10 protein-coding genes, 1 tRNA gene and 2 pseudogenes are annotated in these 10,625 nt (G+C 69.0%); 8 read left to right on the top strand and 5 right to left on the bottom strand.

Translation table 11 applies throughout. The features are described from left to right. On the top strand, positions 1-1,197 hold a 1,197-nt coding region (locus ACWDEX_RS28310; RefSeq protein WP_450467051.1), incomplete at its 5' end, for an alpha/beta hydrolase. Positions 1,198-1,845: 648 nt separating this feature from the next. Here ACWDEX_RS28310 and ACWDEX_RS28305 read toward each other — a convergent pair. After that, on the bottom strand, positions 1,846-2,490 hold the full coding sequence (locus tag ACWDEX_RS28305; protein ID WP_450467050.1) for a response regulator: 645 nt from the start codon (positions 2,488-2,490) through the stop codon (positions 1,846-1,848). Further along, complete coding sequence (locus ACWDEX_RS28300) at positions 2,478-3,734, bottom strand: histidine kinase (RefSeq protein WP_450467049.1); 1,257 nt, start codon at positions 3,732-3,734, stop codon at positions 2,478-2,480. The genes ACWDEX_RS28305 and ACWDEX_RS28300 overlap by 13 nt, the downstream gene beginning before the upstream one ends. A gap of 169 nt (positions 3,735-3,903) precedes the next feature. On the opposite strand from ACWDEX_RS28300, the gene ACWDEX_RS28295 reads away from it, so the two are divergent. Further along, positions 3,904-4,344, top strand: coding sequence for a hypothetical protein (locus tag ACWDEX_RS28295; protein ID WP_450467048.1), 441 nt, complete (start codon positions 3,904-3,906; stop codon positions 4,342-4,344). A 151-nt stretch (positions 4,345-4,495) separates the two neighbouring features. Here ACWDEX_RS28295 and ACWDEX_RS28290 read toward each other — a convergent pair. Together ACWDEX_RS28290 and ACWDEX_RS28285 are read right to left on the bottom strand one after the other, a co-directional pair. Then, a pseudogene (locus tag ACWDEX_RS28290) lies at positions 4,496-4,986 on the bottom strand (ARMT1-like domain-containing protein); the annotation flags it as partial. A 133-nt stretch (positions 4,987-5,119) separates the two neighbouring features. Then, positions 5,120-5,785, bottom strand: coding sequence for a TetR/AcrR family transcriptional regulator (locus ACWDEX_RS28285; protein ID WP_450467046.1), 666 nt, complete (start codon positions 5,783-5,785; stop codon positions 5,120-5,122). A gap of 80 nt (positions 5,786-5,865) precedes the next feature. Here ACWDEX_RS28285 and ACWDEX_RS28280 point away from each other — a divergent pair, with 80 nt between their 5' ends. From ACWDEX_RS28280 to ACWDEX_RS28260, 5 genes and pseudogenes are all read left to right on the top strand, one after another. Then, the gene (locus ACWDEX_RS28280) at positions 5,866-6,795 is read left to right on the top strand and encodes a zinc-binding dehydrogenase (RefSeq protein ID WP_450467045.1); all 930 of its coding nucleotides are present in this window, start codon (positions 5,866-5,868) and stop codon (positions 6,793-6,795) included. A 320-nt stretch (positions 6,796-7,115) separates the two neighbouring features. Continuing rightward, a complete protein-coding gene (locus ACWDEX_RS28275) occupies positions 7,116-8,612 on the top strand; it encodes an MFS transporter (protein ID WP_450467043.1) in 1,497 nt (498 codons plus the stop codon). 26 nt (positions 8,613-8,638) lie between these two features. After that, positions 8,639-8,770, top strand: coding sequence for a hypothetical protein (locus ACWDEX_RS28270; RefSeq protein WP_450467042.1), 132 nt, complete (start codon positions 8,639-8,641; stop codon positions 8,768-8,770). A 61-nt stretch (positions 8,771-8,831) separates the two neighbouring features. Continuing rightward, the gene (locus ACWDEX_RS28265) at positions 8,832-9,377 is read left to right on the top strand and encodes a TetR/AcrR family transcriptional regulator (RefSeq protein WP_450467041.1); all 546 of its coding nucleotides are present in this window, start codon (positions 8,832-8,834) and stop codon (positions 9,375-9,377) included. Between the two features lie 108 nt (positions 9,378-9,485). Beyond that, positions 9,486-9,584, top strand: a pseudogene (locus ACWDEX_RS28260) (IS5/IS1182 family transposase); the annotation flags it as partial. Between the two features lie 306 nt (positions 9,585-9,890). On the opposite strand, the gene ACWDEX_RS28255 reads toward ACWDEX_RS28260, so the two are convergent. Then, positions 9,891-9,964 (bottom strand) — tRNA-Pro (locus ACWDEX_RS28255). A gap of 99 nt (positions 9,965-10,063) precedes the next feature. On the opposite strand from ACWDEX_RS28255, the gene ACWDEX_RS28250 reads away from it, so the two are divergent. Then, the gene (locus ACWDEX_RS28250) at positions 10,064-10,588 is read left to right on the top strand and encodes a DUF309 domain-containing protein (RefSeq protein WP_450467040.1); all 525 of its coding nucleotides are present in this window, start codon (positions 10,064-10,066) and stop codon (positions 10,586-10,588) included. The last annotated feature ends 37 nt before the right edge of the window (positions 10,589-10,625 follow it).

Genomic DNA, 10,625 nt, shown 5'->3' with positions numbered 1-10,625 from the left:
GGCGTCACCGCGCTGCCCGCCTTCGCACCGGACTACGCGACCCTGCGCACCCGCTACGACCTGGTGAGCTTCGACCCGCGCGGGGTCGGCCGCAGTGCGGGCGTGAAGTGCAAGACCGATCAGCAGCTCGACGTGTTCTTCCAGCAGGACGCGATGCCCAGGACAGCGGCCGCACAGCAGACGTTCCTGAACAGCACCAAACAGTTCAACAAAGCCTGCCAGCAGAACTCCGGCAGGTTGCTGCCCTACCTGCGCACCACCGACACGGCCCGCGACATGGACCTGATGCGGCAACTGCTCGGCGACCGGAAGCTGTACTACTTCGGCATCTCCTACGGCACCGAACTCGGCGGCGTCTACGCGCACTTGTTCCCGAAGAACGTCGGACGGGCCGTGTTCGACGCGGTTGTCGACCCGACACTGACACCGAAACAGGCCGCGCTCGCACAAGCCAGAGGTTTCCAACTGGCGTTCGACAACTTTGCCCGGGACTGCACCGCGAAGAGCGCGGGCTGCCCGGTCGGCAGCACCCCGAAGAACGTCGAGAACCGGATCGCCAAACTGCTGAACGACCTCGACCGCAAGCCCATTCCCGGCATCTTGCCCCGCCGACTGACCCGGACCGCCGCGCTCAACGGCGTCCTGGAGGCCCTGTACTCCAGGGACTCCTGGCCCGACCTCACCAAGGCTCTGCAACGGGCGTACACAGGCGACGGCAGGTTACTGATGCTGCTGTCGGACACGGTGAACGAGCGCAACGCGAGCGGCCAGTACAGCAACGTCTTCGCCGCGGAAGTCGCCATCAACTGCGCGGACGACAAGCCGCGGTACACCGTCGCCGACGTGAAGGCGAAGCTGCCGCAGTTCCGGGCCGCCTCCCCGCTGTTCGGCGACCTCCTGGCCTGGGGCCTGATCAGCTGCACCAACTGGCCCGTGACGGGAGCCGCCTACCACCCGGACGTGCACGCGCCCGCTGCCGGGCGCATCCTCGTGATCGGCAACACCGGTGACCCGGCCACCCCGTACGAAGGCGCGAGGAGGATGGTGAAAGCGCTCGGCGAAGGGGTCGGTGTCGAGCTGACGTACAAGGGTCAGGGACACGGTGCGTACTACAGCAAGAACAAGTGCGTGCAGGACACGGTGAACCGCTATCTGCTGGACGGAAAGGTCCCGGCGGCCGGCACCGTCTGCTCCTAGGGCGGCGTGACCTCCTCGGCGTCCCGAAGGGGACGAAGTTCCACGCTCCCGACCATCGCAAGTACCTCGTAGTGGAGGACACGTACGAGGACGAGAAGACACACGCGTCAACAGGCTGCGGAACTAAGCGCGGGCGCGTTCACAGATCACGTATGACGCACCTTGACCCGGTCAAGGAGCGCTACAGATCAATCAAGCGCACTCGTCCCCAACTGATCCCCAAAAACGATCAGTGGGTCGTTTCGGATATCTCCGAAACGACCCCTGACCTGCGACTCTTTCGAGTCGGGACGACAGGATTTGAACCCCAGTCGGCAATGACGGTGCGCTACGGCGGTACAAGTCTTCAAACCAAGCTCGACCGCATTGCTGGGGGTCAAGGGGTCGCAAGGATCAATTCCAAGGGATGCCTGCGAAGGGTGTGGGATGGGCGGTGGCCGAAGCCACCGCGAAACGGTCAGCGCGGCGGGCTGCTGGCCCTCGTTGTCGAGGTGGCAGCGGGCGGTCATCACCGGCACCAGGAAGTTGGCGATATTGGGCACGGAGTCCCGGGACGCGCCGGCACCACCTCGGACGCCCGGATGTCATGCCGGAGAAAGGCCGGAAGGCCCAAGTGGGAGGGGATGCGGTCCGCAGGGTCGGCCGGGATCAGGCCACGCCGAGGAAGCTCAGTACGGCGAGCACCCGGCGGTGGTCGGCGTCCGCCTTCGGCAGGTCGAGCTTGGCGAAAATGTTGTTGATGTGCTTGGCCACCGCGCTCTCGCTGACCACAAGTTGCCCCGCTATCCCGGCGTTGGACCGGCCGCCCGCCATCAGCTCCAGGACCTCGCGTTCCCGCGGGGTGAGCCGGTCCAGCGGGTCGCTGTGGCGGCGCACCAGAAGCTGCGAGACGACCTGCGGGTCCAGCGCCGTTCCGCCGGCCGCGACCCGGCGCAGCGCGTCGGCGAACTCCTCCACGTCCGCGACGCGTTGCTTGAGCAGGTAGCCGATGCTGGAGGTGTTGGCGGACAGCAGATCGGCCGCGTACCGCTCCTCCACATACTGCGAGAGCAGCAACACCGCGGTCTTTGGCCACTGTTGCCTGATGACCAGCGCGGCGCGCACTCCCTCGTCGGTGAAACCGGGGGGCATGCGGACGTCCACCACAGCGATGTCCGGCCGGTGTTCCTCCACCGCCGCCAACAGCGCCTCGCCATCGCCGACTTCGGCGACCACCTCGAACCCGGCCATCTCCAGGACCTTGACCACCCCGACCCTGAGCAGTACGGAATCCTCGGCGATCACGGCACGCACGGCAGCTCCACGGTGATGACGGTCGGCCCCCCGACGGGGCTGTCGACCGACAGCGTGCCATCGACCGAGGCGACCCGCTTGGCCAGCCCCGCCAGCCCGGTACCACCGGTGGGTTCCGCGCCGCCCACCCCGTCATCGCTGATGACGACCAGCAGCGTCTTCCCGAAGCGCTCCACGGTGACCTCGGCACTGGACGCCTCCGCGTGCTTCACCACGTTCGTCAGTGCTTCGGAGACGACGAAGTAGGCGACCGCCTCGGTCGTGGGCGACGGCCGCGACGGCAGGTCCACCTTCACCCGTACCGGGAGGGGGGCCCGGGCGGCGATGCCGGACAGTGCGGCGTCCAGGCCGCGGTCCTCCAGCACGGCCGGGTGCAGCCCGCGCACCAGGCCGCTCAGCTCCTCTATCGCCTCCTTCGCCTCCCGGTGCGCCTCGCCGATCACCTGGCGGGCCTCCTCGGGCAGGTCCCCGAGCGTGGCCTTGGCCAGGCCGAGGTTGACCGCAAGGGAGACCAGCCGCTGCTGGGCACCGTCGTGCAAGTCCCGTTCTATACGCCGCCGTTCGGCATCGACCGCGTCCACCAGGCCGGCCCGGCTCTCGGCCAGGTCCTCGACCCTGCGCGCCAACTGCTCCTCGCGGCTGGGCCCGAGCAGGACGGTGGCGGTGCGGGTGTCGAGCCGGGAGAGGGCGTCGGCCGACAACCGCGCGATGTGGAGCAGGGCGAGCCCGGCCGCGGTGACGTACGCCGCCCAGGTGTAGTAGCCGGGATGGTCGACGCGCCAGTCCAGCGGCACCAGCCAGATCCACAGGTAGATCGAGGTGGCGGTGACGGCCACGACCGATGCCAGGAGGGTGAAGAACCCCGCGAGAGCGAGCAGCGGCCCGTCCAGCAGGTGGTACCTGAGCTGCCGGTGCCCCGCCCGGGATCGCAGCCACTCCGGCAGCCGGGGCCGCTGTCCCGCGTAAGGCGAGGGGATGGCCACGTCGAGCCGGGTGCGGAAGCGGCCGCGCTGCACCTCGGTCAGCAGCGGCCCGGCGAGCACGATGGCCGTGAATAGGACGAACACCGCGACGGGCAGTTGGCCCGCCGGGTCGAGGACCGGGAGGAAGAGCAGAAACAGCAGGGACACGACGAAGAGGACGCCGAGCTGGACGAGGACGCCCGTGACGAGGAACGAGACCAGTCGTCCGGCTCCCTGGAACGGGAACAGAAGTAGGCGCCGCAGGCGGGCGGTTGTGTGCATGGGGAAACGGTAGGTGTCCGGGCCGGGGGCGGGCCATGGCAAGAGCATCCGCCTCGGGGTGTAGCTAGTGCCACCCCCACAACGGACATTCGCGTTACTGACCGTGAGCGTCCGGCGGACGAGGCTGGAGGCCGTGAAGGAGCGCCGGGAACGCGAGGAGACCGATCCGATGAGCACGCTGAGCATCTGCCGACCTGAGGACAGGACCCGCGGTGCGGCCGGCCGTCGAATCCGCCGCCGGTACCGCCTGGAACACGTACTGATCGGCTGCGGGCTGACCCTGCTGCCGTGGCTGGTCGTGCTGGCCAACGGCCTGCCGGGAACCACCATCGCCTCGAACTGGTGCACCGCCTGGATCGGCCTGGACGCCTTGGAGGCGCTGGGGCTGATCGCCACGGGGCTGCTGGCTGCACGCGGCCACCACCTGCACACCCTGACGGCCACCGCCACCGCGACGCTGCTGGTGGTCGACGCCTGGTTCGACACGATGACCGCGGCACCGGGCGCGGATCAGGTCTCGGCGATAGCGATGGCGCTCGGCGCGGAACTGCCACTGGCGGTGGTGTGCGTCGCGCTGGCGGTACGAGGGACTGCCCGCCCGACAGTCTGACCCTCGCTCCCGGCCCCGCTCACTTCCCGTACGCCACCGTCCCACCGGAGGAGATCCATGTCTCACGCTGTTGGGCCGTCAGGACGCCTTTGCGGCCCTGCCCCTTGATCTTGCTGGTCACGGACGGCTTCGCTGACATGACTGCCCCACTCCCCGGGGACACGGACCCGGATGCCAAGTCCGCGGTGGGGTCCGCACGGTTGCCCCACAAGGAGCCATGGAGAATTGCCCGAGCCTGCTCGTCGACGGATCGCAGAGCCAGCCGGTCCGGGGCCGTCAGCTCGGCTTCGGCCTCATCAGTGCATAGCTCGGCCTGTTTGAAGGGCCTGAACGGGTCGATGGCCTGCCACGGGCCTGCTTCGAAGTACCCGACTGCTCCGAGAAGTTTGCGGTAGAAATAGCTCTCCGCCCCCAGGAACGGCACGCCGAACCAGGACCGGCCGACGAGCCCCGGTCCCATGCCTCCCACTGTTCCCGATCGGGGGCATCAGGGCCAAGGGGTTCGATCACGTCCATCAGACTCTCCTCGAGCAGGGCGTCGAGCGCTCGGTGCTGCTCGGTCCCGTACGGGAAGGCATCGCGCACCCTCTTGATAAGGGCGGGATGCCGCTTGGTCAACACGCCCCAGGCGAAGGCATCCACCCCGACTTCGGCGAGCTGCCGCTGCTCGGCAAGCCATAGGGCATCAAGCTTGCCATTCGCTACGAGGCGACAGTGCTGGTCGCAGTCCTCAACGGGTGGCTGTGACCAGCGCTTTCCCAACAGACCCTAGGTCCTACGCGCGCCCCTCGGCTTTCACCATCAGTGCACCGGGCAGCTCCGCGCAGGTCGCGCGGAGCCGGCGGGCGAGGTCTGCCCGGGTGTGCCCAGCGGGCTGGGTCACCCAGCCGTCGAGCGCTCGGTGGAACGCCGCGACCAGCATGTCGAGTGCCAGATGGGCGCGTACGTCGCCGGCCCTGGGGAGGCCGAACCGTTGCTCGACAACGGCGAGAGCGGCGCGGCTGGTGCGGTCGCAGAACGCCAGCCCATGCGCCTCCATGGACGGCGTCCGAGCCGCCAATCGACGGCTCACCAAGGCACGTTCGGCCCATCCGTCGGCATCCATCCGACCGATGGCCGCGACGAGAGTGTCCTCGAACAGCGCGATGAGCGTACGCCCGTCTGCCGGGCAGTCCTCCAGCACGTCGAGAAAGACCGCCCACAGGTCCTGGGTCGGCGCCAGTGCGACGTCTTCCTTGCTGCTGAAGTTGCGGAAAAACGTCCGCTTGGAGGCCTCGACCGCATCGCAGAGCTCGTCCAACGTCACCGCGTCGAAGCCACGCTCGCTGAACAGTTCCAGCGCGGTGTCGATCAGCGCCTGCCGGGTGCGTAGCTTCTTGCGCTCACGCAGGGGCAGATGGGCGACTGCAGGCGGGTCGGCAGCGGATGTCTTGGACGTCATTACCTCCAGTGTAGCCGAGCGGCAAATGCCACCTGTAGGCTAACGCCACTCAGTGGCATTTTTTTCCTGGGAGGATTTCCATGCGCGCACTGCTCATCGACCGTTCGGCTCCCGCCGGCCTGCGCCTCAGCACCGTCCCCGACCCAGTTCCCGCGCCTCATCAGGCCCTGATCCGGGTGACCGCGACCTCGCTCAACTACGGAGAGGTCGTCTTCGGCCTGAAGGGAGCGCCCGAGGGTGCGGTCCTGGGCTGGGACGCCGCCGGCGTCGTGGAACGGGCGGCCGCCGACGGCTCCGGACCGGCCGTCGGCACGCCGGTCGTGACCCTCATGCCCGATGGTGCCTGGGCCGAACTGCGTGCGGTCGACACCGCGTTGATCGGTGTCGCACCCGAGGGAGCCGACCCGGCCGCGCTGTCGACGATCCCGGTCGCCGCCACGAGCGCCCTGCGCGCCCTGCACCGCATCGGTCCGCTCCTGGGACGCGACGTCCTCGTAACGGGAGCCACCGGAGGCGTCGGCCGATACGCCGTGCAACTCGCCCGCGCGGCGGGCGCCCACGTCGTGGCCGTCACCAGCGACCCTGACACCAACGGCGAACTGCTGCGCGGGCTGGGCGCCCACGAGGTGATCAGCACGCCGAAGGAGGCCACCCGGCCGATGGACGGCGTGGTCGACATGGTCGGCGGTCCGCTGCTCGTCGAGGCGTACCAGACGCTGAACGAAGGCGGCACCCTCGTCTCGGTCGGACACGGCACCGAGAGCGGGGAGGACTTCCCGTTCGGAGCGTTCTTCGGCGACCAGGGCAGGCACAACCGCTCGATAGTGACGTTCTTCCTGCTCGCCTGCACCGGCCTGGACCGCGAGCTGACCTGGTTGGCCCAGCGCGTCGCCGCCGGTGACCTCGATCCGGGCATCACCTGGCGCGGCAGCTGGGACGCTGCGGCGGAGGCGATCGACGCACTGCTCGCCCGCGGGCTCCACGGCAAGGCGGTGCTCACCCTCGGCTAGGGCGTGTTTCGAAAGTCCCGTCGTCCGCCCGAAGGGCGGGCCCCGCGGCGTCTGGGGCGAGGTGCCGTGCCAGACACCGCGGGGCAGGCGGGACTTTCGAAACACGCCCTGGTCCAGCCAGTCGCGGCCACCACGCGGCCGCATGCATCACCCCTGCGAGGCCCCACACAAGCCCCGACCCCGACACCGCCTTTCTCAATCGGGAACTGGGCGTCAACCGGCATGGGAACGTTGCCGATTGCTAAACGGGGACAGTCCCTGTATTTTCAACGAAAGAACCGTGGACTATCCCCGTTTACCTTCCGAGGAGATGCCGAATCATGAGCGAACAGACCGTCACGAGCTCCGCGGGCCAGCGCGCTCCCGCCCTTGCCGACGCGGTGGGCCGCGGCAACGGCAACGGCATGGTGCTCGTCATCGTGCTCGCCCTCCAGACGATGATCATCCTCGACGTGAACGTGGTGAACATCGCCCTCCCCGACCTCAAGGTCGCGCTCGACTTCACCCCGACCGGACTCTCCTGGGTCCTCAGCTCCTACCTGCTGACCTTCGGCGGTCTGCTCCTGCTCGGCGGCCGCACTGGAGACGTCCTCGGTCACCGTCGTGGCATGCTCATCGGCGTCACGGTCTTCACCGCCGCCTCGCTGCTCGGCGGCCTGTCCAACTCGCCTGCGATGCTGCTCTCCGCCCGCGCCCTGCAGGGCATCGGCGCCGCCTTCGCAGCGCCCACCGTGCTCGCTCTGATCGCGACGCACTTCACCGACGAGAAGGCCCGAGCCCGCGCCCTGGGTCTGTACGCGGCGGTGTCCGGCTCCGGCGCGGCCATCGGCCTGATCGGCGGCGGCCTGCTGACGGACTGGCTGTCCTGGCGCTGGGTGCTCTTCATCAACGTGCCGATCGGCATCGCGTTGCTGATCGCCGCCCCGATGTTCATCCACGAGACCGAGCGCAAGCCCGCCCACTTCGACGTCGGCGGCGCGCTCACTTCGACCGCCGGTATGACCGCCCTGGTCTACGGCTTCATCCGGGCCGCCGAGAGCGGCTGGGGCGACGCGCTGACATTGGTCTCCTTCGCCCTCGCCGTCGTCCTGCTCGTGCTGTTCGTCTTCATCGAGACCCACGCCAAGCAGCCGATCACCCCGCTGCGACTGTTCGCGGACCGCAACCGCGCGACCGGTTACCTCTCGCTGCTGTTCGTCATGGCGGCAGGCAACGCGATGTTCTTCTTCCTCACCCAGTTCCTCCAGGAGGTCCGCGGCTTCACCCCGATCCAGGCAGGCCTGGCCTTCGTCCCACTGGCCGTGCTCATCCTCGGCGCCTCCAGCGCCGCCGCCAAGGTGCTGCCCAAGGCCGGCCCGCGGGTGCTGACCGCGGTCGGCGCCGGCGCCATCAGCATCGGCCTGATCTGGTTCACCCAGATCACCCCCGAGGCCGAGTACCTCTCCACGCTGCTCGGGCCCATGCTCGTCGCCGGCCTCGGCATGGGCACCCTGCTCGTGGGCGTCACCACCATCCTGATGTCCGGCGTCGCGGCGGAGGAGACGGGCGCCGCGTCCGGTCTGCTGAACGTGATGCAGCAGATCGGCGGCGCACTGGGCCTCGCCATCATGGTCACCGTCTTCGGCGCCGCCAGCCGTGGCGCGGCCGACGAGGTGCCCGCCGGACTCGACGCCAAGGGGACCGCGGACTTCATCCTCACCGAGGGCGTCACCACGGCCTTCGCCTGGGGCGCCGGCTTCACCGCCCTCACCATCCTGCTCACCCTGATCATGCGCTCCGTCCCGACGGGCAGTAGCGCGGAACAAGGCTCGGAGTAGTCCGGAAGCTCCGCGTCCGACTGCTCGTGGAACTCGGCCTGGACAGTGTCCTCGTGGCGCTCGCCGCGCAGAGCCTGAACACGGAGCCGCCGATCCTGGTCCCGGCGCTGCGGGGCGACCGCCCGAAGCTGAAGGAGATCGACCAAGAGCCGGGTTAGAATCGGGGCCCTACCCCGTTTTTGACGCGGCTCCAGGCACGGCCAAGGAGATGACAGCCCGATGCGCGCAGACGCCCGCCGCAACTACGAGCGACTCCTGGCCGAAGCCAGGAAGGCCTTCGACCAGCACGGCATCCACACCTCGCTCGACGACATCGCCAAGCAGGCGGGCCTGGGCAACGCGACGCTCTACCGCCACTTCCCTACCCGGGAAGCCCTACTGGAGGCGATACTCCAAGACAGCATCTCGGAACTCAACGAGACCGCAGGGGAGTTGCTGACCACGGAGCCGGCCGGAGAGGCCCTCGCGACCTGGGTACGAGCGGCGGTGGCGCATGCCACCACCTACCGGGGTCTCGTCACCACGCTGATGGACAGCCTCAAGGACGAGACCTCCGAGCTGAACAACGCCTGTACGTCCATGCAGTCGTCCGGTAAGCAGCTTCTGGAGCGGGCCCAGCGGGCCGGCGAGGTACGGGACGACACCTCGGCCGCGGAACTGTTCGCACTGATCGCCGCGGCGGCCTGGACCCGTGAGCACGCCCCCGACGAAGCCGATCAGGTACTTACCGTCCTCATCGACGGCCTGTGGCCGCCACGGCACTGACCGACCCCGGGCCGCATGGGATGCGTCGGACGGGTCCGACGCACGGGTGAAACGTCAGCGGAGTTCAACGAATCGGCGAACTCGGTTGCAGGTCAAACAGGTTCGGGACGTCGGGGCTGGAGCGCCCGCGGCGTTGTGTCCCTCATCGCACGGCGCGGCACCGAGCACGGCAGCGGGCTGGGTGTCTACCGGTGGGTGGTCGAGCGGGCGCCGCTCCATACAGCTGGGAAAATCGGACAAGAGGCCGCCCGTTCACACGACCTCCTTTGAGGAGCTGGGAGCAAGCCGACCCCTTGACCAGCAAAAGCCGGGAGCAGCAGGCCCGCCGCCGTGGGAGCGCAGCCATCTCGACCGGATCGGGCGACGGCCGGTGAATATCAATTGACGCAGCCAACCACGGCTGGGAGCGATGGGAGCACAAGGAGCGGAAGAGGGCTCCCACCCCGATCCCACAAACGCATCAGGGGCTCTCCAAAGAGAGCCCCTGACCTGCGGAAATTTCCGACATCACTGTCGGGACGACAGGATTTGAACCTGCGACCCCTTGACCCCCAGTCAAGTGCGCTACCAAGCTGCGCCACGTCCCGATGCGCTCCCGCGGTGACCCACGTGATCGCGCGAACAGAACTTTACCCCACGCCGGGGACTGCCCCGCGGGAGGGCAGGTGGCGCGCGACAATCGGGTTATGAACGACGCATCGGAAGATCGAGCGGACCGGGAGCGTGACCGGGACGCGGCAGGGCGGGCCCGCAACGCGCGGCCGCGGGACGGCCTGGGTCGGCCGTTGCCCTACGGAGCGCGGGGCGTCGCGCGCCAGCCCGAGGGCGTCGTACGCGCCCCGGAGGACACCGTCGCCGAGGCCCAGGCCCTGTTGGACGCAGGGAAGCCGTTCCACGCGCACGAGGTCTTCGAGGACGCCTGGAAGTCGGGTCCCGACGAGGAACGTGCGCTGTGGCGAGGTCTTGCCCAGCTCGCGGTCGGCCTCACGCACGCGGCCCGGGGCAACGTGACAGGCGGCGCCCGGCTCCTGCGCCGCGGAGCCGGGGCGGTCGAGGGGTGGGCAGCCGAGACGGGACGGCGTCGGCCCTACGGCCTGGAGGTGTCCGGTATCGCCGTCTGGGCGAGGGAGCTGGCCGCGGTCGTGGAACGGAACACGGCCGGCGTGGACCCGCTTGCCTGGTCGCCCAGGCTGCGCGAGGAGCAGCCGTAGGTCGGGGCGAGGCAAGGGGCGTGCGTGGGCTGTCAGT

It is taken from the genome of Streptomyces sp. NPDC001020 (genome assembly GCF_053599115.1).
The sequence above is the reverse complement of the archived record's forward strand: the minus strand, read 5'-3'. Positions and strand labels throughout refer to the sequence as shown.

What these genes read in the sequence shown, in the direction of transcription:
- ACWDEX_RS28300 (WP_450467049.1), bottom strand. Translation starts at nt 3,734, where the DNA reads ATGCACACAACCGCCCGCCTGCGGCGCCTACTTCTGTTCCCGTTCCAG.
- ACWDEX_RS28295 (WP_450467048.1), top strand. Translation starts at nt 3,904, where the DNA reads ATGAGCACGCTGAGCATCTGCCGACCTGAGGACAGGACCCGCGGTGCG.
- ACWDEX_RS28285 (WP_450467046.1), bottom strand. Translation starts at nt 5,785, where the DNA reads ATGACGTCCAAGACATCCGCTGCCGACCCGCCTGCAGTCGCCCATCTG.
- ACWDEX_RS28280 (WP_450467045.1), top strand. Translation starts at nt 5,866, where the DNA reads ATGCGCGCACTGCTCATCGACCGTTCGGCTCCCGCCGGCCTGCGCCTC.
- ACWDEX_RS28275 (WP_450467043.1), top strand. Translation starts at nt 7,116, where the DNA reads ATGAGCGAACAGACCGTCACGAGCTCCGCGGGCCAGCGCGCTCCCGCC.
- ACWDEX_RS28265 (WP_450467041.1), top strand. Translation starts at nt 8,832, where the DNA reads ATGCGCGCAGACGCCCGCCGCAACTACGAGCGACTCCTGGCCGAAGCC.
- ACWDEX_RS28250 (WP_450467040.1), top strand. Translation starts at nt 10,064, where the DNA reads ATGAACGACGCATCGGAAGATCGAGCGGACCGGGAGCGTGACCGGGAC.